This window comes from Enterobacter sp. JH25 (genome assembly GCF_021725435.1).
Taxonomy (GTDB): domain Bacteria; phylum Pseudomonadota; class Gammaproteobacteria; order Enterobacterales; family Enterobacteriaceae; genus Enterobacter; species Enterobacter intestinihominis.
The window spans coordinates 2665907-2689824 of the sequence record NZ_CP091319.1 but is presented as its reverse complement, the minus strand read 5'-3'; the positions used below and the strand labels follow the sequence as shown (position 1 = coordinate 2689824).

Sequence of the window (23918 nt, the reverse complement as noted above, 5' to 3'; positions counted from 1 at the left end):
ATCCTAAAATGCCTAGCCTAATGGAATGATATCCCCTTGCCAACCCTGTCGGCCCAAAGAACCGGTTAACAGCAACTCTCCCTTATCGGCACGCACGATCAGCTGACCTTTTTCATCCCATAAGGCGCTACCGCTGCGCGCGTTCGCCATTAATACCGCGATGGCGTACTTATGCGCGAAGCGTTGTAACGAACTGATGGATTGCCGCCAGCGTTGCTCACCCACCGCCAGGCTGCTGGTGAACAGCGTTGCCTCTGGGTCTAGTTCCGGGGCGTCAGCCTGATTATCAACGATGGTTAACCGTTTATTGCCAGGATTAACACCCGCACCGTTACCCTGCGGATAGCGCCGGATGGTCGACAGGTTAGGGGTGAAAAGCGCGAGTCCTTTCTGTTGCTGGAGAGTAATACCGGCAATCACCGTGATGAAACGTGACTGCGCCGCGTGAAGGAGGGGGGCAAGCTGCAAATCGTCGGGGGGTGGGGGTAAGGTTGTTCCGCCAGGGCCGGTAAGCGAAAGCTCCGGAAAGACGACTAAATCGCACCCATGCGAGGCAGCCTCGGCAATAAAGTGCAGGTGATGTTTTACGTGCTCATCAACACAGTTGTGCCGCGGAGCATACTGAGCCGCGGCAATAGTCCATCGTGACATCGTGACTTCCTTATACACTAAGTCGCTGGGATTTTAAGATTACACCTAAATTTATCAGGGTTTTCTTATCCTGCCACATAACGCGTAAGGAAGTGTAACGGGACGTTAAGCTTATTTAACTTTAGGTTCGTACGGCAGGCGCGAGAGATTAACGGAGGCGAGGCGATGCGCAATAAGACGTTCGCGGAACCAGTCGCGCAGATGCGCGGGTTGTTCACGCTCTACCACTTCAGCCACGACGGGCATGTTGTAACGCTCTTTGAATGCGACCCCCGCGGCGGCGAGATCGACATTCACTTTGTCCATCTCGTCCTGAGGAAGGGCGGCCAGGTTAACGTTCATTTCCTTCTCCTTTTTCTGCGGCGGCAACGTTACCGCGATTGTTCAACGATGACAAGGGAGCAAAGGATGTTCCTCGACTCGTTAATTATACAGAGTTATTCTTTAGCATTCAGGCATAACGAAAAGGAATGATTGTGATGCACTTTACCCCTTCCCGCGTCGGGTGTGCGCTGGTGTTTCTGCTCTCTTCGGCAATCGCGCCATCAGCTCTGGCCCATGCGCACCTTAAGCAACAATCCCCGCAGGAAAATACCGTCGCGACGGCACCCGACGTCATTACCCTGAATTTCTCGGAAGGCATTGAACCTGCCTTCAGCGGCGTCGTGGTGACGGACGCGCAGCAGCACAAAATCCAGACCGGCGCGGTGAAGCGTGACGAGAAGGATAACGCAAAGCTGATTGTTCCTCTTGAGAAACCGTTGACGACCGGCACCTATACGGTGGACTGGCATGTGGTCTCCGTGGACGGCCACAAAACCAAGGGCAGCTATCACTTTAGCGTGAAATAGTATGCTGGCCCTGAGCTACGTAGCGTTTCGCTTTATCCATTTTGTTGCGCTGATACTACTGTTCGGCAACGCGTTATACAGTGTCTGGTTTGCACCGTCTTCGTTGCAGCGCCTCATGACGCAGCGTTTCCAGCGCCAGCAGAATATCGCGGCCTTAATCAGCCTGATGGCTGCTCTGCTGATGTTCGGCCTGCAAAGTGGGTTAATGGGCAACGGCTGGGGGGATGTCATTCGCCCGGCGGTCTGGCGCAGCGTGCTGGGCACGCAGTTTGGTGGCGTCTGGCTGTGGCAAATGGTGCTGGCCGCTGTGACCGCGGGTGCTGCATGGCTTACCCCGCAAAAGGGCTCACGGCTGTTACTGCTCGCGATGGGGCAACTGTTGCTGCTGGCGGGCGTGGGACATGCCGCGATGAACGGTGGCGCGCCGGGTGCGTTGCATCGTCTGAACCATGCGCTTCACCTGCTCTGCGCCGCCACCTGGGTGGGCGGTTTACTGCCGCTGCTGTTCTGTATGCGGCTGGCGAAAGGCCGCTGGCAGCCAGCCGCTATCTTTACCATGATGCGCTTCTCCCGCGTGGGGCATTATGCCGTGGCGGGCGTGCTGCTGACCGGGATAATCAATACGCTCTTTATTGTAGGCATAGACGTGCCGTGGGAAGCGCCTTATGTACGGCTGTTGTTGTTCAAATGTGCGCTGGTCATCATGATGGTGGCAATTGCGCTGGCGAATCGGTATTTTCTTGTGCCACGCTTTCGCCCTGATGCCGGGCGGGAACAACAGATTTTTATCAGGATGACACAGGCAGAAGTGGTGCTGGGCGCGCTGGTACTGGCGGCCGTCAGCCTGTTCGCGACCTGGGAACCCTTCTGACAAGGTTTAATAACTTATGAAAAAGACACTGCTTTCTCTTTTACTTCTCACCTGTGCCAGCAGTGCGCTGGCCGCGCCGCAGGTCATCACCGTCAGCCGGTTTGAAGTGGGTAAGGACAACTGGGCATTTAATCGTGAAGAGGTCATGCTCACCTGCCGTCCCGGTAACGCGCTGTATGTCATCAATCCCAGTACGCTCGTGCAGTATCCGTTAAATGACGTAGCGGAGCAGCAGGTTGCCAGCGGGAAAAGTAACGGACAGCCTGTCAGCGTGATCCAGGTGGATGACCCGGCAAACCCCGGGCAGAAGAAGAGTCTGGCACCGTTTATTGAGCGCGCTAAAAAGCTCTGCTAGCCGTCAGGTTTCCAGTAAAAAAAAACCGCAGGTGCTTGTAAAAGCTCTGCGGTTTTTCACATTTAGTGATGTTCTGACGCTTTTTTTCAGACCACTTTTACTGTGGACTGGAAAACCTGACGTCGTCATCTATTCTTAAAGGGCAAGGCGATTGAGCCTGCATTAATGCCAACTTTTAGCGCACGGCTCTCTCCCAAGAGCCATTTCCCTGGACCGAATACAGGAATCGTATTCGGTCTCTTTTTATCTGCATGAAAATAAACGATAAAATCCGGTTTTCGTCTCAGCAGAAGGTTCACTTCCTGTGCGCCTGCTTCAAACATACCACAACCCGGCAGGCGTAAGTCCAGTCCTTTTTGGCTGTTTTGTTAAATTTTTGTTTGTATTTTGCCTGAGACGACTGCGGGATCAATGCGCGCATGTACGGAAGCCGCAATATCATCAAGTAACGCAAAGCGGCGACGGTATTCGGCGCGTTTTTTGCTGGCAATCTCCTCCAGTGCTTTACGCTCCATCTGGAGCGGCAACTGCCAGCAGAAGGGGGAGAGTTTCTTTCCGTTCAGGCCTTCCCAGAACTCGTCGTAGCTGGCGTGAAAATGACGCCCTTTGCTCAGACGGTAGCGCAGCGCGCGGAAAACATGGCCTTCATCGCTGACGGCAAAAATCGCGCTGATGTTCGAGCGTGAGGCAAGCTGGAAGATCACCTCCATCAGCACGCGTTTCGGGAAAAGCCCATGGCAGGCACGGGTAGCCTGCTTAATCACCTCCCGTGAAACATGACGACGTGGACCCTGGAGGCCGCCGATCACCAGCACCATACGGCCGTTACTGCGTGCGACACAGAACGTCAGGCTGGCAAGCAGCGTGTTGTCATTGTCATGCAGCCAAAGCGTGCTTTCGCCTTCACGTTCAGCCTTACCTGCGGACGAGGCGTGGACGGTATAGATTTCGCCGTTTTTTGCCTCGAACCGGACAACCGGCACCTCTTGCGGATTGGTCAGCGCGTGGGCGAGGGCGGTATTTGTCAGACTATCAATCCACTGATAGTGGCTGACGATAGCATCGGCCCGGTCGTTTGAGTTCAGGCCACGCATCAGATACTGGCGGTGAGTTTTGCTCGGCAAGGTAATTTGAGAGGTGAGCAGCCTGTCGAAATCATCGCGCCCGGATAGCGCCTCCAGCATGCGATGGGTGGAGGACCAGAATAAAAGCGAGCGCAGAAGGAACTTTAACCGGTAATCACGTTTGTGCCAGATTGGGCCGGGAACGCGTTTCCCTCTCACCAGTTCAGAAATAATATTTGTGCGATGCGGATAAAAAACATCGTTTTGCAGGTGTATGTTTGACACGTGAAAATCCCTCTTTTTATTCCACATTATTTTAAAGGCCAGGGAATAAGGGATTAATAGCGCAGCGATCTTTATTTCCGGCTGGTTTATGGTTTGTTTGGATTCGCGATATCCAACGCCAGCGCATGACATTTTCTGTGGCAGCTATACTTCTTACAGGAGGCGTTATGTATCAGAAAATAGAGGGAGAACACTGGCGTCATGTCTGGGTTGTCAGCGATATTCATGGTTGCTATCAGTGGCTTATGGATGAGCTTAAACGACGGCATTTTAATCCTGCTGCGGATCTGCTTATCTCGGTGGGGGATATTATCGACCGCGGTCCCGACAGCGTGAAATGTTTACAGTTGATGCAGGAAAAGTGGTTTTATGCGGTACGCGGTAATCACGAGCAAATGGCGTTAGATGCGCTTGAAAATAATGATTTTAGTCTCTGGTCGATAAATGGCGGTAACTGGTTTACCGGGCTTACGGTCGCTCAACAAAAGCAGGCGAAGGATTTACTCGACGCGTGTCGGGACTTACCGCACATTATTGAAATAACCTGCAAAAACGGTCTGAACGTGATTGCTCATGCGGATTATCCCGCCGCCGAATATGCCTGGCATAAGCCGGTAGATGCCCAGCGGGTGCTGTGGGATCGCGACCGGTTAATGGGCTTTATGGTGGGTAGAGGGCAGGGCATTAGCGGTGCGGATCACTTCTGGTTCGGACATACGCCTGTGGACAAGCGCTACGATTTCAACAATCTGCACTACATTGATACGGGAGCGGTGTTCGGGGGCTTTCTGACGCTGACGCAGCTTCAGTAATAAATAACCCGCCTTCGGGCGGGTTCTCTTTGGGTTATGCAAGACGCAAGACCCAGGCATCGGTTTTACTGTCGTAATGTTCACGGTACAGAACGGAATGTTCCCCATCAAGGATCGCCGGGACGCTGGTATCTGCATCCCAGGCGTCCAGTTGCATGCACAAATCCGGATCGGATTTGCAGGGAATACTTAACGTTCGTTCGCCTTGTGCTTCGCCGCGCAATTCAGCGTCGTCGATTTCAAAAGCGCCAATGCGTACGCTGGTTTTCGTCATAATGCTCTCCGGTTTGTTGCCCAAAATCTGGTATGACCAGTGCAGTCATCCATTTTTGATCCTAGACAAGGAGAGAGAAATCGCCAGTAAAAAAATGCGTTTTTTCAGTCAGTGCGGCTGTTACCGGTAAACAGGCGACCATCGCGTACCAGTTCACGCGGATAGCTATTTTTCAGCCGCGAGCCGACTTTTTTCGCCAGCCCGAGCGGATAGCCCTGATACGTCACGATGACTTCATCCTGTGACGGGCCGTCTTCCGGGTAAACGTCACGACCGCGATACCACTCTTCCGCTTCATGATGCGTCAGGGCGAAGGTGTTCTCATTGCCTGCCAGCGCAATGACCGCTTCGTGCTGCCAGCGATATCCTTTGTTGTGGATCTCCGCCAGGCGAATACCGAGGCGGGAGAAACGCACCTTACCAATCAGCGGTTCGATGTTGACCGGGAACAGCCACAGCTCTTTGTCACGCATCCAGAGGCGCAGGCTCTCATCCCAGTGCAGTCCCACTTTGTTGGCAGCCGCTTGCGCCTGTGCCGCCTCACGGCCTTTGACCGGCGCGAACGGGAAGTTGCCGACCTTAAACTTAGGGACAGGCAGCGGATCGACGGCGCGGGTTTTACGCAGTCGTGCTACAAAGAACCCCTCGCAATCGTAAATCTGCGGGAAGACGTGCAGGAAGCCTTCAGGGGTGGCCGCGTGACTGGCCGAATCGAAGAGGGTGTCCAGCGGCAGAAACTCGACGGCATCCGCATAGCGTTGCCTGAGCCACAGGCAGACGTCCTCGTTTTCATCACGATTCAGCGTGCAGGTGGAGTAAACCAGCGTTCCACCGGGGCGCAGGGCATGAAACGCACTGTCGATCAGTTCACGCTGCGTGGCGGCGATCTCCAGGTTGCTTTCAACGGACCAGTTTTTTAACGCATCAGGATCTTTACGCACTACGCCTTCGCCGGAGCAGGGCGCGTCGAGCAGGATGGCATCAAAAGCTTCCGGCAAGGCAGCGCCAAACACGCGACCGTCGAAGTGTGTTAACGCGACGTTGTGGATCCCGCAGCGGCTGATATTGGCGTGCAGGACTTTGACGCGGCTGGCGGAAAATTCGTTGGCGAGGATCGCGCCGCGGTTGTTCATCCGGGCGGCAATTTGCGTGGTTTTAGAGCCCGGCGCCGCCGCGACATCCATCACCCGCTCAGGCTGGTTTCCGTCGGCAAACAGCGCGGCAACCGGCAGCATGGAGCTGGCTTCCTGAATATAAAACAGCCCGCTCAGGTGCTCGGCGGTGCTGCCGAGCGGCAGGCTCTCCTCGTCATCCCGCTCGATCCAGAACCCTTCCTCACACCACGGCACCGGCGTCAGCTGCCAGCCGTAGGAGGAGACGAGATCCAGAAACGCTCCGACGCTGATTTTCAGCGTATTGACGCGAATACTTCGACGCAAAGGGCGCTGGCAGGCGGCGACGAAATCGTCGAAAGAGAGATGAGCAGGAAGCTCCTCGCGCATCTGTGCGAGGAATTGTTCAGGAAGAAATACGGAGTTTTGAGCCACGGGCACACCACAGGGAAACATTCAGGCGCGCAGTGTAACATAAAGGCTCCGGCGCGTTGACACCGGAGCCTGCGAGATTAACGCGGCAGCGCCGTTCCCCATTCGCGCCACTCTTTCGGTTCACTTTCCAGCAGCAGGAAGTGTTTTCCTGCCTGCGCCTTAGGCGCCAGAGGCGTGCCAGGCGGCGTCGCGAAGGCAATGCCGCCGCGAATGAACTGGTTAAAGGTCCCCGTTTTGACCACGCCACCGGTCAGGCCGAAGTCCAGCGAGTAGCCTGAAGCCAGCCAGAACACCGAGTTGTTGCGAACCAGATGCTGATAACGCTGGCTGATGCGCAGGCCGACCATCACGCGATCGGACAGATTACCCAGCGTCAGGCTTGTTACTGTCCCCACTTCAATACCGCGGAACAGGACCGGCGTACCGATGCCCAGCGAACCGGCTTCCGGTACTTCAACCACAATGCTCAGACCGTCCAGATAACGGGAATCGGTGATGGTCGCCTCCTGCAACTCAAACTCACGACGCGCGTTGCCCCGACCCGGTTCAACGTTAATGTACGGCTGAAGTATGGTGTCGAGATGCTCAACCCCTGCGGCAGAAATTTGCGGCGTAACCACCGAGAAGCGCGAGCCTGCCCGGGCGAACGTCTGTACATATTCCGGATAAAGCACGGCGGTAGCCTGAACTTCATTGCGCGCGGTGATCAGCGTCAGCTTCTGAACCTGCCCGATATCAATTCCGAGATAGCGGATAGGCATGCCTTCTGCCAGTTTACCGGCATCAAAGGTGTGCAGGGTAATCTGTCCCCCGACGGCGCGCGCCGCGGTTTCAGACGGGAAGAGGATCCGCTTGTCACCTTTACGCATGTTGCCGCCCGCGCCGCTCAGGTTATCGAAGCTGATCGCACCGCGCAGGGCACGGGAGAGGGGAGACGCCTGTACGGTCAGCCCGTTGCCGTTGAGCTGCACTTTCGCGCCGCCTTCAGCCCAGAACACGCTGTTTGGCGTGAGCAGCTTGCGATACTCCGGCTTGATATGCAGTTCGATATCAAACGCGTCCGCACGAGGACGAACGGTGATCACTTCTCCGACCTCAAACTTACGATAAAGAACGACGGAACCTGCCTGGACATCCGGCAGCGTTTCAGCGCTTAAGGTCAGCGTGGTGGTCGGCAGGTCGCCGAGGCTGTTTTCAATGGCTTTGTCCAGATTGGCGAACAGTGGATAGCTCTCACGCAGCGCGCCTTTGCTGCCCGGCAGAATGCGGATCCCGCCGTTAACCCACTCGCTGGCGCTGGCGCCGAGGAACTCAACGCCGTCCAGACCCACCTTCACGTCGACCCGGCTGTTCACCACAAATTTACTGTCGCCGTGCACAAGGTTGCCGTACTGCGGATCGATGGCGGCGGAGAAGGAGACCCCTTTTTCCGTCAGCTTTCGTTCCAGAACCTGACCCACCTGCACACCGTGCAGGATTAGCGGTTGACCGGCTTCGATACCATAGCTTTCCGGCGCATTCAGCTTAACCGTCAACACGCCCGGTTTTTGCAGCAGAGCTTTATCCGCCGGCGCGATGACAAAGTTTTTATTCGGCGCACCTTCACCGGGGATCAGCTCAAAGGTGCTTCCCGTCAGCAGGGAACTGATGCTAGCGTCGCTGAGGGAGAGCTTCGGATTACGCAGCTCGATGCGTGTTTTTTCCCGCAGGAGGTCCACAACGCTCGGATCCACCGTCATTTCGCCGGTAACGGAGCCGCCCGCGTTGAGGGTTAATTTTGTCAGTTGCCCGACCTCTAAACCCTGGTACATCAGCGGGGTCGAACCGGCTTTCAGGCCTTTGGCATCCGGCAGGGTCAACTTGACGATGACACCGCGCTGGCTGTGTGCCAGGTCGGCGTACAGACCAAAGGTATCCTCTGCGGCGGCAGGGCTGGAGTCAGCAGGTGAGTCGAAGGCGATAGCGCCATTCACCAGCGCCGCCAGGCTCTCAAGCTTCACTTTCGCACCGCTTAAGCTCAGGTCAGCATCGACGCCGGAGACGTTCCAGAAGCGGCTGCCTTTTTTTACCAGGTTGGTAAAACGGCGATCGATCAGTACATCAATGGTCACGCCATCTTTGTTCGGGTTAATGGCGTAGTCGTAAACGCGGCCAACCGGAATTTTGCGGAAATAGACCAGAGAACCACTGTTCAGCGAGCCCAAATCCGGCGCGCGGAGGTGGATCATCAGATCGCCGTTATTCAGCCGATATTTCGGCTGGGTATCCAGCGCAACAAAGTGATCCTGTGGCTCACCTTTGCCAGGCATCATGCCGATATAGTTACCGCCCACAAGCGCATCCAGCCCGGAAACGCCGGCCAGGGAGGCTTTAGGCGTGACCAGCCAGAACTGCGTTTCGGCGCGCAGGGCATCCTGCATGTCAGACTTAATGCTCGCCCGGACCTGGATTTTGTTCAGCCCTTTGCCGAGGGAAATATCCTGCACGGTACCCACTTCCACCCCCTGGAAGCGAACGGGGGTACGTCCGGCGACAATGCCGTCCGCAGACTGGAAATCAATCGTGATGGTACTTCCGCGATCTTCATAGCTCGTCCAGATAAGCCAGCCTGCGATCATCAGCGCGATGACAGGCAGCAACCAGAATGGCGAAATGCGGCGTTTTGTTTTAATTCTCGCTTCAGTCGGCGAAGCGGGCGTTTCCTGACTCATGTGCGTCCCAAAGTAAGCGGCTGTCCAGCCATTCCACTGCAAGAATAGTCAATATCACCGCAGAGCCGAAATAAAAAGCTGCGGGTCCCATGGTAAAAGCAAGTAACTGATCGCGATTGATGAGCGACATCATCAGCGAAATCACGAACAGATCCAACATCGACCAGCGACCAATCCAGGTCACGAATCGCAGAAGCAGGATGCGGGTGCGTAGTCCTTGTTCGCATTTAAAGTGAATGCTGATAAGTAGCGTAAACATCACCACCACTTTGGTAAAGGGCACCAGAATACTGGCGATGAACACAATGGCGGCAACCCCCACGTTACTGTGCGCCAGAGAGATAATCCCCGAAAGGATAGTATCTTCCTGTCGGGCGCCGTTCACATAAATTACGGAGATCGGCAGCATATTGGCCGGGAATAAAAATATCAGTGAGGCGATAAGCGCCGCCCAGCATTTTTGCAGGCTGTTGTTGCGCCGCAATCTTAACGGAATGTGGCAGCGAGGACACCTCCCGCGTTTATCCGGAAAACCGGTGTAATGGCACCCCAGGCAAACGCGCAGGTTTTCATCAGGCCGGGTCGCGGGACGCTGAGGGTAAAATCGCTCCCAAAGCTGTTCAACATTCAGATGAATCAGGGTCAAAATACTCAGCAGGACCAGTGAAATAAACGCAAAAAGGCCAATGCCGGGTTGTAAAAACGCATAATCCTGCACCTTAATGGAGGCCACACCGACGCCCACCAGATAGATGTCCAGCATCACCCACTCCTTGAGCTTTTCCAGCATGAGCAGGACAGGGCGCAGGTTCATCCCCAGAATGTTGCCAAACCACAGGTAGGCAATTGCCGCGACCAGCACCAGCGGTGCGCCGACGACGCAGAACAGCACCATAGCGCCGGTGAGCGGATCGCCCTCGCGCGTCATCTGCCAGATCCCCTGCAATACGTTAGCGTCAATACGCACGCCAAGCAGGTAGAGCTTTAACAGCGGCTCGGTCCAGGCGAACGGCATCAGCAGCAGCATGGTAACCGCCATTGCCGCCAGACGCGTCAATGACCAGTCCCGGCCATCGCGAATTTTGGCATCGCAGCAAGGGCAAAAAGCACTTTGGTGCGATTTCATCTTCGGCAACATAAAAAGCGTATCGCACTGGGGACAACGCTGATAATGTGCACGAGGCAGAGCCTGGCTTACCGTACGGACAACGATCTTTCTTGTCGGCGTAATTTGGGGTGTTTTTAGGGCCATCAGTCGCACACAGATAAGTATTGTTGAAAGTTATAATAACTCATGAACGGATTCATCTTGAGCATGAGCGCATTTAATGCTTATTTTAATAGGCTATGCGGTAATTATGTAAGATAACTAAGTGATTGAATAATGAACAAAACAGAATTCTACGCGGATCTGAATCGCGATTTTAAGGCATTAATGGCAGGGGAAACCAGTTTCTTAGCCACTCTGGCAAATACCAGTGCGTTACTGTTCGAACGCCTTTCTGACGTGAACTGGGCGGGCTTTTATCTGCTGGAAGGCGACACGCTGGTGCTGGGGCCTTTCCAGGGGAAACTCGCCTGCGTACGCATCCCGGTAGGTCGCGGCGTGTGCGGTACCGCAGTGGCGACCCGTCAGGTTCAGCGTGTCGAAGATGTACATGCGTTTGACGGCCACATTGCCTGCGATGCCAGCAGCAATTCTGAAATCGTACTGCCGCTGGTGGTTAAAAATCAGATTATTGGCGTTCTGGATATCGACAGCACGGTCTTCAGCCGCTTTACTGCCGAGGATGAGCAGGGGCTGCGCGCGTTGGCCGCAAACCTGGAAAATGTTCTGGCAGAGACCGATTATCATAAATTCTTTGCGAGCGTCGCAGGATAATCAACGGATAACGTAGCATTTACTGATAGCGTCATTATAATGTCGCCTGTTCATGCCTGCGCTTGTTGGCAACGTCCGTTGTAATCAGGAAATTTCATGGAAAATCAACCTAAGTTGAATAGCAGTAAAGAAGTTATCGCATTTCTGGCCGAGCGTTTCCCGCAGTGCTTCAGCGCTGAAGGTGAAGCGCGTCCTCTGAAAGTCGGTATCTTTCAGGATCTGGTCGCGCGCGTTGAGGGGGAGATGAACCTCAGCAAAACGCAGCTTCGTTCTGCCTTGCGCCTTTATACCTCGAGCTGGCGTTACCTGTACGGTATCAAGCCGGGTGCGACCCGTGTCGACCTTGACGGCAACCCGTGTGGTGAGCTGGACGAGCAGCACGTAGAACATGCGCGTAAGCAGCTTGAAGAAGCCAAAGCTCGCGTTCAGGCACAGCGTGCTGAACAGCAGGCCAAAAAACGCGAAGCCGCAGCGGCAAACGGTCAGGAAGACGCCCCTCGTCGCGAGCGTAAACCGCGTCTGGCACCGCGTCGTACTGAAAATAACGATCGCAAACCGCGTGCTGACAAACCAGCAGCTAAAGCCCCACGTGCGCCGCGCGAAGAGCCGCGCCACACCCCAGTTTCGGACATCAACGCCCTGAGCGTAGGTCAGTCTCTGAAGGTTAAAGCGGGTAACAATGCGATGGATGCCACCGTACTGGAAATCACCAAAGATGGCGTTCGTGTACAGCTGACTTCTGGTATGTCAATGATTGTACGCGCAGAACACTTGTTGTTCTGAAACGGAGGCCGAGCCTGGCATGAACACTTTTTTTAAGCTCACCGCGCTGGCTGGCCTGTTTGCTATAACAGGCCACGCTTTCGCTGTGGACGATATTACGCGTGTTGATCAAATTCCGGTTCTCAAGGAAGAAACTCAGCACGCGACGGTGAGTGAGCGCGTGACGTCGCGCTTTACTCGTTCGCACTATCGTCAGTTCGATCTCGATCAGGCCTTTTCGGCCAAAATCTTTGACCGTTATCTGAACTTGCTGGATTACAGCCATAACGTACTGCTGGCCAGCGATGTCGAACAGTTCGCTAAACGCAAATCCGAAGTGGGTGATGAGCTGCGCTCCGGAAAGCTGGATCTTTTCTACGATCTGTACAACTTATCGCAAAAGCGCCGTTTTGAGCGTTATCAATACGCGCTGAAAGTGCTGGAACGTCCGATGGACTTCACCGGCAACGACACCTTTAATCTGGACCGCAGCAAAGCGCCATGGCCGAAAGATGAGGCTGAACTGAATGCGCTGTGGGACGGAAAAGTCAAATATGACGAACTGAGCCTCAAGCTCACAGGCAAAGACGAGAAAGAGATCCGTGAGACGTTAAACCGTCGCTACAAATTCGCAATTCGTCGTCTGGCGCAGACCAACAGTGAAGATGTTTTCTCGCTGGCGATGACCGCGTTTGCGCACGAAATTGATCCGCACACTAATTATCTCTCTCCACGTAACACCGAACAGTTCAATACCGAAATGAGCCTGTCTCTGGAAGGTATCGGTGCTGTGCTTCAGATGGATGATGACTACACCGTTATCAACTCCATGGTGGCCGGTGGCCCTGCGTCGAAAAGCAAAGCGATCAGCGTAGGCGACCGTATTGTCGGTGTAGGTCAAACCGGAAAGAGCATGGTGGACGTGATTGGCTGGCGACTTGATGACGTAGTTGCGTTGATCAAAGGGCCGAAGGGCAGCAAAGTTCGCCTGGAGATCCTGCCTGCCGGAAAGGGGACCAAAACCCGTATCGTTACTCTGACCCGTGAGCGTATCCGTCTGGAAGATCGCGCGGTGAAAATGTCGGTGAAAACCGTGGGTAAAGAGAAGGTTGGCGTTCTGGATATCCCTGGCTTCTACGTTGGCCTGACCGATGATGTAAAAGTGCAGCTCCAGAAGCTTGAAAAGCAGAATGTCAGCAGTGTGATCATCGACCTGCGCAGCAACGGCGGCGGGGCATTGACCGAGGCCGTCTCGCTCTCAGGGCTGTTTATCCCGTCTGGCCCGGTGGTTCAGGTGCGCGATAACAACGGTAAAGTGCGTGAAGATGCCGATACCGATGGCGTGGTCTACTATAAGGGTCCGCTGGTGGTGCTGGTCGATCGCTTCAGCGCCTCTGCATCGGAAATCTTCGCTGCTGCCATGCAGGATTACGGCCGGGCGTTAATCGTCGGCGAACCGACGTTTGGCAAGGGCACCGTTCAGCAGTACCGCTCTCTGAACCGTATTTACGACCAGATGCTGCGTCCTGAATGGCCGGCGCTGGGCTCAGTACAGTACACCATTCAGAAGTTTTACCGTGTTAACGGCGGCAGTACGCAGCGCAAAGGCGTGACGCCGGACATCATGATGCCGACAGGTACCGAAGAGACGGAAACGGGCGAGAAGTTTGAAGATAACGCGCTGCCGTGGGATAGCATTGATGCCGCGACATTCGTGAAATCGGGTGATATGAAACAGTTCGGTCCGGAACTGCTGAAAAATCACAACGACCGCATCGGGAAGGATCCGGAATTCCAGTACATCATGAAGGACATCGCGCGTTTCAACGCTCTGAAAGCGAAACGGAACATTGTCTCTCTGAACTACGCCCAGCGTGAGAAAGAGAATAATGAAGATGACGCGACACGTCTGGCGCGTATCAACGATCGCTTCAAACGTGAAGGCAAGCCTCTGCTCAAAAAACTGGACGATCTGCCTAAGGATTACCAGGAGCCCGATCCGTATCTGGACGAGACGGTGCATATCGCGCTTGATCTCGCGAAGCTGGAAAAAGAGAAACCTGCCGTACAACCTGCTCCGACAAAATAATCCCCCAACAGGCACAAGAAATTGTGCCTGTTTCTTTTTGTTCCTCATCCTTCCGTCAGGCAGATTTCCAATTGTGTAAAGTTGTGTCTTTCTGGTGACTTACGCCGTCTGGATGCTTGAAAATAGCCGCAATACCCATACGATGTGGGTAATCGCATAGTGCGTTTTGTTAAACTGAGGTTAAAAGAATATTATGATGCGAATCGCGCTCTTCCTGCTCACCAACCTGGCGGTGATGGTGGTATTCGGGCTGGTGCTAAGCCTGACGGGAATTCAGTCGAGCAGCGTTCAGGGTCTGTTGATTATGGCGCTGCTGTTTGGTTTCGGCGGCTCTTTCATTTCACTGCTGATGTCGAAGTGGATGGCACTGAAATCCGTGGGCGGTGAAGTTATTGAGCGGCCGCGTAACGATATGGAACAGTGGTTGATGAGCACGGTTGCTCAGCAGTCAAAGCAGGCGGGCATAGCCATGCCGCAGGTGGCGATCTACCACGCGCCGGATATCAACGCGTTTGCTACCGGTGCGCGTCGTGACGCGTCCCTGGTGGCCGTCAGTACCGGTCTGCTGCAAAACATGAGCCGTGACGAAGCGGAAGCGGTTATTGCTCACGAGATCAGCCACATCGCTAACGGCGATATGGTCACCATGACCTTGATCCAGGGCGTGGTGAACACCTTCGTTATCTTTATTTCCCGTATTCTGGCGCAGATTGCTGCCGGATTTATGGGTGGCAACCGTGATGAGGGTGAAGAGAGCAACGGTAACCCGCTGATCTATTTTGCTGTTTCAATGGTGCTGGAGCTGGTGTTCGGTATCCTGGCAAGCATCATTACCATGTGGTTCTCCCGTCATCGTGAGTTCCACGCGGATGCCGGTTCTGCGAAACTGGTGGGTCGTGAGAAGATGATTGCTGCGCTGCAACGTCTGAAAACCAGCTACGAGCCGCAGGAAGCAAACAGCATGATGGCCTTCTGCATCAATGGTAAATCAAAGTCGCTGAGCGAGCTGTTTATGTCACACCCGCCGCTGGATAAACGTATTGAAGCGCTGCGAAGCGGCGAATACCTGAAGTAATCCCGCCGGATGAAAAAAACCGGGCAGGAGACAATCTCCGCCCGGTTTTTTTATGCCTGCGCCTTTGGCTGGGTCACACGAAGGCCGCTAATGATAGCCGCGAGGGTCGCCAGTGTCCCTGCGGTAATCAGCGCAACGTGTGTCGCATTTTGCCCGGCAAGGTTAAACATCAACGCCACCATTGCGGCCCCGGTGCTTTGCCCTAACAGTCTTGCCGTACCCAGCATCCCGCTGGCACCACCGCTGCGATGACGTGGGGCAGAGGTGATAATTGTGTGGTTGTTAGGTGACTGGAACAGACCAAAACCTGCCCCGCACAGGATCATGCGCCAGATAATATCCAGATCCCCCGGCGAGGAGGGCAGGAGCGACAGCGCAAACAGTCCTGCTGCCATGACGATCAGCCCGATAGCCCCCAGCAGTCCGGCATGAACGCGCTCAATAAGGTACCCGGCCAGCGGGGCCATCACCATGGTTGCCAAAGGCCAGGGCGTGAGCAGCAAGCCTGTTTCCACTTCCGAACGGCCAAGCACGCTCTGCAAAAAGAATGGCAGCGCAACCAGCGCCAGCATCTGGGCGCAGAACGAGCAAATGGAGGTACAAATTGATAGTGAAAACAGCGGAATACGCAGCAAATCAACCGGCAGTAACGGCACGGGCAGCGCCAGCTGGCGTCGTACAAAGAAAAAGCCGATGATAAGCAGGGCAACGATTTCTGCAGCAATGAGCGACAAAGACTGTCCCTGCGCAAATCCGCTCAGCGCAGTAATCAGCAGGCCAAAGGTCAGCGCGTTCATCACAGCGCTGGGCAGGTCAAAACGTGGCATGGTGTTTTTCGGACCATTTTCCGGAAGATAGCGCAGGGCGAAGAAGATCGCCACAATGCCCAGCGGCACGTTAATGGCAAACAGCCACTGCCACGAGGCAACGGACAGAATGGCGGCGGCAATCGTCGGCCCGGCGGCGGACGACACGGCCACAATAAAGGAGTTAATGCCCATGCCGCGCCCCAGATGGCGATGAGGATAGATAAGCCGTATCAGGGCCGTGTTCACGCTCATTAGCGCCGCACCGCCAAAACCCTGTGCGATACGCGCAAGCGTAAGGGTGTGCAGTGAATCGGAAAGGGCACAGAAGAGCGAGGTGAGAGTAAAGACCACCAGCCCGCACTGATAAACCCGGCGATAACCAAACATATCGCCCAGGAAAGAGAGTGACAAAAGGGAAATCACAATCGCTATCTGGTACGCGTTCACAATCCAGATGGAGCTTGCCGGAGAAGCATTAAGGTCTTTGGCAATGGTAGGAAGAGCCACATTGGCAATCGCACCGTCAAGGACAGCCATCGAAATGCCGATGACAATAGTGGCAATTGCCCCGTACCGCTGTGGTAAGGGCAGGCCATCAGAAACGTTTTTTTGCATGGGAAAAGAATGACTCAGTGTGAAATTATTTTCAGAGTAACTATTTTAGCATCGTTATTTCGGTTTTATGTCGCAGATTTGTAACGAAGTAAACCCAGATAGATTGCAGCGCGCATCACACGAATTTATAATAAAAACCGGTTCTGATTTTTATAAAACACTCTCCATGAGGTGATAAATGGCAATCGCAGATTTGGATAAGCAGCCAGATTCTGTTTCTTCCGTGCTGAAGGTGTTTGGCATCTTGCAGGCGCTCGGAGAAGAGCGTGAAATTGGTATTACAGAGTTGTCGCAGCGTGTGATGATGTCGAAAAGCACCGTTTATCGCTTTTTGCAGACGATGAAATCATTGGGTTATGTCGCGCAGGAAGGAGAATCAGAAAAATATTCTCTGACCCTGAAACTGTTTGAATTGGGCGCCCGCGCCTTGCAGAACGTGGATCTGATCCGCAGCGCTGACATTCAGATGCGTGAACTTTCGCGGTTGACGAAAGAGACAATTCACCTCGGCGCACTGGATGAAGACAGCATCGTTTACATCCACAAAATTGACTCCATGTACAACCTGCGCATGTATTCACGCATCGGTCGTCGTAACCCGCTGTACAGTACCGCAATTGGTAAAGTCCTGCTGGCCTGGCGCGATCGTGAAGAGGTTAAGCAAATCCTTGACGGTGTGGAATACAAACGCAGCACCGATCGCACGATTACCAGTACGGATGAACTGCTGAGCGTGCTGGATAAAGTGCGTGAGCAGGGTTATGGGGAAGATAACGAAGAGCAGGAAGAAGGGTTGCGCTGCATCGGTGTGCCGGTGTTTGACCGCTTCGGCGTTGTCATTGCGGGACTGAGCATCTCTTTCCCAACGCTGCGTTTCTCCGAAGAGCGTCTTCATGAGTATGTGGCAATTCTGCATACCGCAGCGCGCAAAATTTCAGAGCAGATGGGCTATAACGAATACCCGTTCTGATCAATGCCTCCAATAAAAACGCCGCACTCTTGCGGCGTTTTTGTAAGCGAAATTTAGCTCTGATTAGCCGTTATCAACCACAACAGATGATTTACGCAGCACAGGACAGTTGGTTAACCCGATGATCCCGCTGTCGGAATGGATGTACTGAGCCGTGCTTACCCCCTGGGCAGTGAGATATTTACACTGAATACCCAAACCCGCGGCATTCTCTTTGCTTCCCATTAATACGCCATACCCACTTAACAGCAGGCCGATCCACACAAGTGCCAGTACAATTATCGTACGAACGAGTAAACGCATCGATGCCTCTTTTTTCTTTGTTGTCATGGAGTAAGCGTAACGGGTTTACGCAGTGAAACAAGTGCACGATTCCGAAAAGCGTCTGTTGAAGGTACAGTTAGCCCCTGTTTAAGATAGCCGTGATAACCTGGCTACATCAGGTCATAAGACGGAGTGTGGAGTGAAAAAAATACGCTGGGTAATTCTGATTATAGTGCTGATAGCATGCGTGGTGCTGTGGACGCAGACTATCAATGTGATGTGCGATCAGGATGTACAGTTCTTTAGCGGCATTTGTTCAATCAATAAGTTTATCCCCTGGTAGTGGCTATTTTTGCACTGAGCGATTTCCTTACGTGGCTGCAGTGGTAAAATGACTGTTTTTACTGAGGTGGTGAAATGGGTGAGTTAATGAATTCGGGGCTGCTGAGCATTGCATCCTTGGTAATGTCTTTAGTGGTGCTGGTCGTTGGACTGGTGCTGTGGTTCTTCGTTAATCGCGCCAGCTCCCGCACAAACGAGCAGATTGAGCTGCTGGAAGCATTGCTCGATCAGCAGAAACGGCAGACTGCGTTGCTGCGTCGTCTGTGCGAAGCCAACGAGCCGGAGGAGAAAGCGGTGCCGAAGGAAGCTGATGTTCAAAAACAAGACGAGGAAGAGTTCATTCGCCTGGTGGCCGAACGATAGTCTGCCCGGAACGGGGAGGTGGCCTGACGTACGGCGTAAATCTCCTCCCTTATCAAATGTAACCCATAACATCCCAACATATAATTAAGCAGCAGTTAACTACTGTTTCAGTATACTGAAAACTGGCGAATATTTATCCTTAAACAAGTCATACCGTTTCGTTGAATAAATTGTGAGCTTTAACTTTCCCGAAGTGTTTTATTTTTATCGAAACGTTTTGCTTGCCTTGTTTTGAGGCAGAGTCATAAAAATTTCATTATTTTGGTGCAGAATAACGCTTATTAAATGGTGGATTTTAATACAGTTAGCAAAATGTATTTAACATCGTTTATTCACTGTCACCCTCTGGTGCATTGCGATGTTTTCAGCATAACTTTTCACAAAATGTTCTAACTCAGTCATTCCTTTAAAGAAAATCAGGGATTGGGATGGACGCTTTGAAATGATTGAGCTATGTTTAAAAAGTCTTTGATTACAGGGCGCGCCAGCGCACCCTGTGGGCGGTGAGGTCAGGTGGCGCTTCATTTGACAATTCGCATAACTGTGCAGATTGTTATGGAGTAACGCCTGAATTTGTGCGGCGGATCGAGACACGTTTAAAAATGGCTTGCCATATTAAACGTTGTGTGTGATAACACGTTTTGGGTCAAACGAGGTACAGTTCTGTTTATGTGTGGCATTTTCAGTAAAGAAGTCCTGAGTAAACACGTTGTCGTTGAATACCGCTTCTCTGCCGAACCTTATATTAGTGCCTCAAGCAGTAATGTCTCAGTTTTATCTATGTTAAAGCCTGCGGGCTAAGAAAACACTCTAAGGAATTTTGCAAATGGCAAAGATTAAAGGTCAAGTTAAGTGGTTCAACGAGTCTAAAGGTTTTGGTTTCATTACTCCTGCTGACGGCAGCAAAGACGTGTTCGTACACTTCTCTGCAATCCAGGGTAACGGCTTCAAAACTCTGGCTGAAGGCCAGAACGTTGAGTTCGAAATTCAGGACGGCCAGAAAGGCCCAGCTGCGGTTAACGTAACTGCTATCTGATCGAATCACTGCTGACTGAAGCGCTTAGCGCTTCGATCTCAGACATAAGCCTCGCCGATGCGGGGCTTTTTTATTCACTTATTTTTCAAAATGTTACGTATTCCTCCTCTGTTATTATCTTGTTGCAAACCCGCGAGATTATTAGCATTGTTTTCCCGCCTTATTATCCCTTTTTCCCGTTAAATCAGGGCGTTGATTAACAGCCCTGGGGTTAAAGTGAAAAAAAAGACAATAACGGCCAACGGAAACTTTACACCGGCACGTTTTGCACTTCTGTGTCTCGCCATCTTTTGTAGCCTTGCTTTTCTGTTAGGCCGCGTGGCATGGCTACAAATTATCAAACCGGATAATCTGGTGAAGCAGGAGGATATGCGTTCCCTGCGCGAAGTGGCGATAGACGCCCCGCGTGGGATGATTGTTGACCGTGAAGGGCGTCCCCTTGCGGTAAGCGTACCTGTCCAGGCCGTCTGGGCCGATTCCAAAACTGTGCTTGATAAAGGGGGGATCGGCTTTGATTCGCGCTGGCAGGCCCTGGCAAATGCTTTACACCTTTCTCTGAGCACGCTCGCATCGCGAATAAACAGCAATCCGCACGGGCGATTCATTTATCTAGCTCGTCAGGTTGATCCCTCCCAGGCAAAGTGGATTGATAAGCTGCGTCTCCCCGGTATCAACCTACGCGATGAGTCCCGTCGCTTTTATCCTGCCGGACACGTGGCGGCAAACCTGATTGGCTTCACTAATATTGATGGTCAGGGTATTGAGGGCGTCGAGAAAAGCTTTAACACGCAGCTCACCGGGAAGGCAGGCGTGCGGCTGGTCAGGAAAGATCGATTCGGGCATGTGGTTGAGAACCTCACGGAGGTGGCGCCCGTACCGGCACATAATATCCAGCTTAGTATCGATGAACGCCTGCAAACTATCACCGAAGACGCGCTGGATAATGCCGTGGCGTGGAATAAAGCCGAGTCAGGCGCGTCGGTGCTGATTAATATCCAGACGGGCGAAATTCTGGCGATGGCGAGCTTCCCTGACTTCAACCCCAACAATCGGGAAGGGGCAACACTGGATGACTTTCGTAATCGCGCGATCAGCGACACCTTTGAACCGGGTTCGACCGTTAAGCCTCTGGTGCTGATGACGGCGCTACAGCAGGGGCTGGTGCAGCCTGACAGCGTGATAGACACGCATCCCTACACCATTGATGGTCATCGTATTCGCGATGTGGGTTACTACCCCGAGCTGACCATGACCGGGATCCTGCAAAAATCCAGCGACACGGGCGTATCCCGTCTTTCTCTCGCGATGCCCGTGCAAAGGTTACTTGATACCTATAAAAACTTTGGTTTTGGCGAGAGTACCGGGCTTGGCTTAACGGGAGAAAGCTCAGGTTTACTGCCGCAGCGAAAATTCTGGAGTCAGTTAGACAGGGCGACCTTTGCCTTTGGGTATGGCCTGATGGTTACCCCCCTTCAACTGGCGCATGTGTATGCCACCATCGGTAGCTATGGCATTGAACGGCCTCTGTCCATCACCCGTATCGATCCCCCCGTGATTGGCAAACGGGTGATGCCCGGGGAGATTGTTCACGAGGTGGAACACATGATGGAGAGCGTCGCGTTACCCGGCGGTGGCGGGATCAAAGCGGCGGTGCGTAACTATCGTGTGGCGATTAAAACCGGGACGGCCAAAAAAATCGATGAACACGGTAAGTATGTGAATAAATACGTCGCCTACACAGCAGGCGTTGCACCCGCCAGCGATCCCCGTTTTGCACTGGTGGTGGTGATCAACGATCCGAAAAACGGAGCCTACTACGGCGGGGCCGTTTCCGCGCCCGTGTTCAGCGAAATTATGGGTAACGTCTTGCGCCTGGAAAACGTGAAGCCAGACGGGCTGCCGGCAGATTCTGACCATCTGATCGTGATGCGTCACCCAGCCGTTTATAACCCTGGCGAATAGCGGTACACTTCGCCTTTTGGTTTTCGCCCTGGAGCTGTCATGTCTTTCAGTTGTCCCCTTTGCCACGCGCCGCTGACGCGCGCGGAGAAAACGTTTATCTGTCCACTGGGACATCAGTTTGACCGGGCTAAAGAGGGCTATGTCAATCTTCTGCCAGTACAGCACAAGCGCTCCCGGGATCCGGGTGACAGCGCGGAGATGATGCAGGCGCGCCGGGCGTTTCTTGATGCCGGGCACTATCAACCGCTCAGGGATGCCGTTGTCGACTTACTCCGTCAATATCTGACAGAAGGCGCATCCGCCATGTTGGATATCGGCTGCGGCGAGGGCTACTACACCGCCACGTTTGCTGACGTCGCGGCTGGGAAGGGCGCCGAAACTTACGGGCTGGACGTGTCGAAAGTGGCTATCCGTGCAGCAGCAAAACGCTACTCAGCGGTAACGTTCTGCGTGGCCTCCAGCCACCGCCTGCCGTTTGAGGAAGCGAGTATGGACGCCGTAGTACGTATCTATGCCCCGTGCAAGGCAGAGGAGCTGGCGCGCGTCGTTAAGCCCGGCGGGTGGGTTATCACCGTTACGCCGGGACCGCGTCATCTGCTGGAGCTAAAAGGGCTGATCTATGATGAAGTTCACCTGCATGCGCCGCACTCTGAACAGCTGGCGGGCTTCGCGTTAAAGCAGACGCAGTCAGTGGCGTATGAGATGACGTTGCAGGGAAGTGAAGCGGTGGCGTTACTGCAAATGACGCCGTTTGCGTGGCGGGCAAAACCAGAGGTGTGGGAAACGCTGGCAGCACAGACAGAATTTCGCTGCCAGACGGATTTCAGCATCCATTGCTGGCAGCGCGAAGATTAACCCGCGAAGTGTGCCCAGAGTATTTGGGCACCAATTCCGATCAACACGATACCGCCCAGAATTTCGGCGCGTTTGCCTAACAGCGGGCCAATGAACCGCCCCACCATCATCCCCAGCGTTGACATAATCAGCGTGGCGCAGCCAATCGCCAGCGCGGTGGCGATAATATTGACCTGCAAAAACGCCAGACCGACACCGACGGCCATTGCGTCCAGGCTGGTTGCGATAGCGGTTGTCACCAGAAGCCAGAAGCCGTGGCGTTGCAGCGGCGCATCATCTTCATCGCTGTTGCCACGAAAACCTTCAATTACCATGCGTCCGCCGAGGAACACCAGCAGCACGAAGGCGATCCAGTGGTTCCACTCCAGCACAAACTGGCTGGCGAGCATCCCCAGACCCCAGCCTATAAGCGGCGTCAGCGTTTCGATTGCGCCAAAGATGAGACCGGTGCGCAGGGCTTCGGAAAATTTAGGTTTATGGAGAGTGGCACCTTTACCGATAGAGGCGGCAAATGCGTCCATGGACATGCCAAAAGCCAGAAGGATCGTAGCGGAGATATTCATAAGTGCGTCCAGACCGGGGATATCCATATGACACATCACTGCCCCCAGTAAACAGCAGTTGATGTATCTATGGTCTCGCCTGATCGCTTTTGGCACAGTAAGTGTGCTGAATACGATCCGTACGCGCCACGTTTTGCAACGAGTATGTTGACACGTACATTTCCCGCAGGCAGGAAATCGGCTACTCCCCAACGACGGGCGCAACCTTAACATATTTTGAGAATATAAAACAACAACGAAGATGGCTTTATAAAGCCACTATGTTGATAACGATTTTCATTTAGGTTTATGCGTAAAAGTATCGTTAATAAATATAAGTTAATTCGCAGGGGAGATATAGCATCGGCTATATTTCTGGTATGAGAATAATACAATACATAGCCGATGCTATAAAATTAATTCATTGAGTTTTAAGGAGTAATTTGTAGATTTTTTCCAGGTCGTCAATATTTTTGACCCGAATGAGCAGGCGGCGTTGTTCTAATTGCATCACCAGAACTCCGTCTTCGGATAAATTCATCTCTTTAATGCGGTTATATTCTATCCAGACATTGGCGAAGAAGAATCCGTGTTTTTTAAAAATGAGTTTTGGCGAGCGGATCCAGAACAGATAAATCGCCATTAATGCCAGCGCACATAATAACCATGTGGTTAATATTGCGCCGTGGCTGGTCACATTATTGTAAATCAGGATGACTACCAGACCGGCGAAGATAAACGCATCAATGCGCCCACGGCGTAAGAGGGGAAGGGTCAGCAGCGTCTCGCCGTGGCGGCGAGGCATAATGAACTCGTCATAGATCGCGTAAGCCAGAAGGGCAACAATAAATAAAACCAGTACGGTGTCCGTGACAGTCATTCATCCTCCAGATAAAAAGACCGGGGGCAAGCCCCCGGTCGGTAACGCATT

At 53.3% G+C, this 23918-nt stretch carries 26 protein-coding genes and 1 pseudogene; 15 read left to right on the top strand and 12 right to left on the bottom strand.

Annotated features, from left to right (window positions below; genetic code table 11):
* Positions 1–12: 12 nt before the first annotated feature.
* Positions 13–651, bottom strand: a complete 639-nt coding sequence (locus L2Y28_RS12935; RefSeq protein ID WP_022648467.1) for a nitrilase-related carbon-nitrogen hydrolase — start codon at positions 649–651, stop codon at positions 13–15.
* Between the two features lie 111 nt (positions 652–762).
* Positions 763–993 (bottom strand): DNA polymerase III subunit theta, encoded by a 231-nt coding sequence (locus tag L2Y28_RS12930; protein WP_003859784.1) that lies wholly within the window; start codon positions 991–993, stop codon positions 763–765.
* A 137-nt stretch (positions 994–1130) separates the two neighbouring features.
* Here L2Y28_RS12930 and yobA point away from each other — a divergent pair, with 137 nt between their 5' ends.
* Genes yobA through L2Y28_RS12915 form a run of 3 tightly spaced genes read left to right on the top strand, consistent with a single transcriptional unit; the run spans position 1131 to position 2728 of the window.
* Positions 1131–1502: a CopC domain-containing protein YobA gene (gene yobA, locus L2Y28_RS12925; RefSeq protein WP_022648466.1), complete on the top strand. Its 372-nt coding sequence runs from the start codon at positions 1131–1133 to the stop codon at positions 1500–1502.
* 1 nt (position 1503) lies between these two features.
* Entirely contained in the window at positions 1504–2373 is an 870-nt protein-coding gene (gene copD, locus L2Y28_RS12920; protein ID WP_022648465.1) for a copper homeostasis membrane protein CopD, read from the top strand.
* A gap of 16 nt (positions 2374–2389) precedes the next feature.
* Complete coding sequence (locus L2Y28_RS12915; protein ID WP_022648464.1) at positions 2390–2728, top strand: YebY family protein; 339 nt, start codon at positions 2390–2392, stop codon at positions 2726–2728.
* Positions 2729–2853: 125 nt separating this feature from the next.
* Here L2Y28_RS12915 and L2Y28_RS12910 read toward each other — a convergent pair whose 3' ends face one another.
* A complete protein-coding gene (locus tag L2Y28_RS12910; protein ID WP_032609507.1) occupies positions 2854–3051 on the bottom strand; it encodes a hypothetical protein in 198 nt (65 codons plus the stop codon).
* A 45-nt stretch (positions 3052–3096) separates the two neighbouring features.
* On the bottom strand, positions 3097–4077 hold the full coding sequence (locus L2Y28_RS12905) for a VirK/YbjX family protein (RefSeq protein WP_022648463.1): 981 nt from the start codon (positions 4075–4077) through the stop codon (positions 3097–3099).
* Positions 4078–4244: 167 nt separating this feature from the next.
* Here L2Y28_RS12905 and pphA point away from each other — a divergent pair, with 167 nt between their 5' ends.
* On the top strand, positions 4245–4889 hold the full coding sequence (gene pphA / locus L2Y28_RS12900) for a protein-serine/threonine phosphatase (protein WP_022648462.1): 645 nt from the start codon (positions 4245–4247) through the stop codon (positions 4887–4889).
* A 34-nt stretch (positions 4890–4923) separates the two neighbouring features.
* Here pphA and L2Y28_RS12895 read toward each other — a convergent pair whose 3' ends face one another.
* From L2Y28_RS12895 to yebS, 4 genes are all read right to left on the bottom strand, one after another.
* The gene (locus L2Y28_RS12895) at positions 4924–5163 is read right to left on the bottom strand and encodes a YebV family protein (protein WP_006811010.1); all 240 of its coding nucleotides are present in this window, start codon (positions 5161–5163) and stop codon (positions 4924–4926) included.
* Positions 5164–5267: 104 nt separating this feature from the next.
* Entirely contained in the window at positions 5268–6731 is a 1464-nt protein-coding gene (rsmF, locus tag L2Y28_RS12890) for a 16S rRNA (cytosine(1407)-C(5))-methyltransferase RsmF (RefSeq protein WP_032622418.1), read from the bottom strand.
* A gap of 56 nt (positions 6732–6787) precedes the next feature.
* On the bottom strand, positions 6788–9421 hold the full coding sequence (locus L2Y28_RS12885; protein ID WP_022648460.1) for a PqiB family protein: 2634 nt from the start codon (positions 9419–9421) through the stop codon (positions 6788–6790).
* Positions 9390–10673 (bottom strand): membrane integrity lipid transport subunit YebS, encoded by a 1284-nt coding sequence (gene yebS / locus L2Y28_RS12880; protein ID WP_022648459.1) that lies wholly within the window; start codon positions 10671–10673, stop codon positions 9390–9392. The genes L2Y28_RS12885 and yebS overlap by 32 nt, the downstream gene beginning before the upstream one ends.
* A 132-nt stretch (positions 10674–10805) precedes the next feature.
* Between yebS and L2Y28_RS12875 the strand changes: the two genes are divergently transcribed.
* The 4 genes from L2Y28_RS12875 (at position 10806) to htpX (ending at position 15229) form a co-directional block, all read left to right on the top strand.
* A complete protein-coding gene (locus L2Y28_RS12875; protein ID WP_006811006.1) occupies positions 10806–11303 on the top strand; it encodes a GAF domain-containing protein in 498 nt (165 codons plus the stop codon).
* 96 nt (positions 11304–11399) lie between these two features.
* Entirely contained in the window at positions 11400–12086 is a 687-nt protein-coding gene (proQ, locus tag L2Y28_RS12870; RefSeq protein ID WP_022648458.1) for an RNA chaperone ProQ, read from the top strand.
* Between the two features lie 19 nt (positions 12087–12105).
* Entirely contained in the window at positions 12106–14154 is a 2049-nt protein-coding gene (gene prc / locus L2Y28_RS12865) for a carboxy terminal-processing peptidase (RefSeq protein WP_003859896.1), read from the top strand.
* A gap of 193 nt (positions 14155–14347) precedes the next feature.
* Positions 14348–15229 carry a protease HtpX gene (htpX, locus tag L2Y28_RS12860; protein WP_022648457.1) on the top strand — a complete coding sequence of 294 codons (882 nt, stop codon included), beginning with the start codon at positions 14348–14350 and terminating at the stop codon, positions 15227–15229.
* A 50-nt stretch (positions 15230–15279) separates the two neighbouring features.
* On the opposite strand, the gene L2Y28_RS12855 is transcribed toward htpX, so the two are convergent.
* Positions 15280–16653: an MFS transporter gene (locus L2Y28_RS12855; RefSeq protein ID WP_022648456.1), complete on the bottom strand. Its 1374-nt coding sequence runs from the start codon at positions 16651–16653 to the stop codon at positions 15280–15282.
* A gap of 178 nt (positions 16654–16831) precedes the next feature.
* Between L2Y28_RS12855 and kdgR the strand changes: the two genes are divergently transcribed.
* A complete protein-coding gene (kdgR, locus tag L2Y28_RS12850) occupies positions 16832–17623 on the top strand; it encodes a DNA-binding transcriptional regulator KdgR (RefSeq protein ID WP_022648455.1) in 792 nt (263 codons plus the stop codon).
* A gap of 63 nt (positions 17624–17686) precedes the next feature.
* Here the strand turns inward: kdgR and L2Y28_RS12845 are convergent, their stop codons facing one another.
* A complete protein-coding gene (locus tag L2Y28_RS12845; RefSeq protein ID WP_022648454.1) occupies positions 17687–17926 on the bottom strand; it encodes a YobH family protein in 240 nt (79 codons plus the stop codon).
* A gap of 160 nt (positions 17927–18086) precedes the next feature.
* On the opposite strand from L2Y28_RS12845, the gene mgrB reads away from it, so the two are divergent.
* From mgrB to rlmA, 6 genes and pseudogenes are all read left to right on the top strand, one after another.
* The gene (gene mgrB, locus L2Y28_RS12840) at positions 18087–18230 is read left to right on the top strand and encodes a PhoP/PhoQ regulator MgrB (protein WP_003859906.1); all 144 of its coding nucleotides are present in this window, start codon (positions 18087–18089) and stop codon (positions 18228–18230) included.
* Between the two features lie 74 nt (positions 18231–18304).
* Positions 18305–18592, top strand: coding sequence for a YebO family protein (locus tag L2Y28_RS12835; protein WP_022648453.1), 288 nt, complete (start codon positions 18305–18307; stop codon positions 18590–18592).
* A 669-nt stretch (positions 18593–19261) separates the two neighbouring features.
* Positions 19262–19406: pseudogene (locus L2Y28_RS12830) on the top strand (DUF2627 domain-containing protein).
* Positions 19407–19418: 12 nt separating this feature from the next.
* Positions 19419–19628 carry a transcription antiterminator/RNA stability regulator CspE gene (gene cspE, locus L2Y28_RS12825; RefSeq protein ID WP_001062678.1) on the top strand — a complete coding sequence of 70 codons (210 nt, stop codon included), beginning with the start codon at positions 19419–19421 and terminating at the stop codon, positions 19626–19628.
* Between the two features lie 216 nt (positions 19629–19844).
* The gene (ftsI, locus tag L2Y28_RS12820; protein ID WP_023330154.1) at positions 19845–21590 is read left to right on the top strand and encodes a peptidoglycan glycosyltransferase FtsI; all 1746 of its coding nucleotides are present in this window, start codon (positions 19845–19847) and stop codon (positions 21588–21590) included.
* A gap of 39 nt (positions 21591–21629) precedes the next feature.
* Positions 21630–22445: a 23S rRNA (guanine(745)-N(1))-methyltransferase gene (rlmA, locus tag L2Y28_RS12815; protein WP_022648451.1), complete on the top strand. Its 816-nt coding sequence runs from the start codon at positions 21630–21632 to the stop codon at positions 22443–22445.
* On the opposite strand, the gene mntP is transcribed toward rlmA, so the two are convergent.
* Positions 22442–23008 (bottom strand): manganese efflux pump MntP, encoded by a 567-nt coding sequence (gene mntP / locus L2Y28_RS12810; RefSeq protein WP_032622454.1) that lies wholly within the window; start codon positions 23006–23008, stop codon positions 22442–22444. The genes rlmA and mntP overlap by 4 nt on opposite strands.
* A gap of 400 nt (positions 23009–23408) precedes the next feature.
* Positions 23409–23867 carry a DUF986 family protein gene (locus tag L2Y28_RS12805; RefSeq protein WP_022648449.1) on the bottom strand — a complete coding sequence of 153 codons (459 nt, stop codon included), beginning with the start codon at positions 23865–23867 and terminating at the stop codon, positions 23409–23411.
* Between the last annotated feature and the right edge of the window lie 51 nt (positions 23868–23918).

Excerpts from the sequence above, each read along its gene's own strand:
- L2Y28_RS12935 (WP_022648467.1), bottom strand. The coding sequence starts at position 651 with ATGTCACGATGGACTATTGCCGCGGCTCAGTATGCTCCGCGGCACAAC.
- L2Y28_RS12930 (WP_003859784.1), bottom strand. The coding sequence starts at position 993 with ATGAACGTTAACCTGGCCGCCCTTCCTCAGGACGAGATGGACAAAGTG.
- yobA (WP_022648466.1), top strand. The coding sequence starts at position 1,131 with ATGCACTTTACCCCTTCCCGCGTCGGGTGTGCGCTGGTGTTTCTGCTC.
- copD (WP_022648465.1), top strand. The coding sequence starts at position 1,504 with ATGCTGGCCCTGAGCTACGTAGCGTTTCGCTTTATCCATTTTGTTGCG.
- L2Y28_RS12915 (WP_022648464.1), top strand. The coding sequence starts at position 2,390 with ATGAAAAAGACACTGCTTTCTCTTTTACTTCTCACCTGTGCCAGCAGT.
- L2Y28_RS12910 (WP_032609507.1), bottom strand. The coding sequence starts at position 3,051 with ATGTTTGAAGCAGGCGCACAGGAAGTGAACCTTCTGCTGAGACGAAAA.
- pphA (WP_022648462.1), top strand. The coding sequence starts at position 4,245 with ATGTATCAGAAAATAGAGGGAGAACACTGGCGTCATGTCTGGGTTGTC.
- L2Y28_RS12895 (WP_006811010.1), bottom strand. The coding sequence starts at position 5,163 with ATGACGAAAACCAGCGTACGCATTGGCGCTTTTGAAATCGACGACGCT.
- rsmF (WP_032622418.1), bottom strand. The coding sequence starts at position 6,731 with ATGTTTCCCTGTGGTGTGCCCGTGGCTCAAAACTCCGTATTTCTTCCT.
- L2Y28_RS12885 (WP_022648460.1), bottom strand. The coding sequence starts at position 9,421 with ATGAGTCAGGAAACGCCCGCTTCGCCGACTGAAGCGAGAATTAAAACA.
- yebS (WP_022648459.1), bottom strand. The coding sequence starts at position 10,673 with ATGGCCCTAAAAACACCCCAAATTACGCCGACAAGAAAGATCGTTGTC.
- L2Y28_RS12875 (WP_006811006.1), top strand. The coding sequence starts at position 10,806 with ATGAACAAAACAGAATTCTACGCGGATCTGAATCGCGATTTTAAGGCA.
- proQ (WP_022648458.1), top strand. The coding sequence starts at position 11,400 with ATGGAAAATCAACCTAAGTTGAATAGCAGTAAAGAAGTTATCGCATTT.
- prc (WP_003859896.1), top strand. The coding sequence starts at position 12,106 with ATGAACACTTTTTTTAAGCTCACCGCGCTGGCTGGCCTGTTTGCTATA.
- htpX (WP_022648457.1), top strand. The coding sequence starts at position 14,348 with ATGATGCGAATCGCGCTCTTCCTGCTCACCAACCTGGCGGTGATGGTG.
- L2Y28_RS12855 (WP_022648456.1), bottom strand. The coding sequence starts at position 16,653 with ATGCAAAAAAACGTTTCTGATGGCCTGCCCTTACCACAGCGGTACGGG.
- kdgR (WP_022648455.1), top strand. The coding sequence starts at position 16,832 with ATGGCAATCGCAGATTTGGATAAGCAGCCAGATTCTGTTTCTTCCGTG.
- L2Y28_RS12845 (WP_022648454.1), bottom strand. The coding sequence starts at position 17,926 with ATGCGTTTACTCGTTCGTACGATAATTGTACTGGCACTTGTGTGGATC.
- L2Y28_RS12835 (WP_022648453.1), top strand. The coding sequence starts at position 18,305 with ATGGGTGAGTTAATGAATTCGGGGCTGCTGAGCATTGCATCCTTGGTA.
- cspE (WP_001062678.1), top strand. The coding sequence starts at position 19,419 with ATGGCAAAGATTAAAGGTCAAGTTAAGTGGTTCAACGAGTCTAAAGGT.
- rlmA (WP_022648451.1), top strand. The coding sequence starts at position 21,630 with ATGTCTTTCAGTTGTCCCCTTTGCCACGCGCCGCTGACGCGCGCGGAG.
- mntP (WP_032622454.1), bottom strand. The coding sequence starts at position 23,008 with ATGAATATCTCCGCTACGATCCTTCTGGCTTTTGGCATGTCCATGGAC.
- L2Y28_RS12805 (WP_022648449.1), bottom strand. The coding sequence starts at position 23,867 with ATGACTGTCACGGACACCGTACTGGTTTTATTTATTGTTGCCCTTCTG.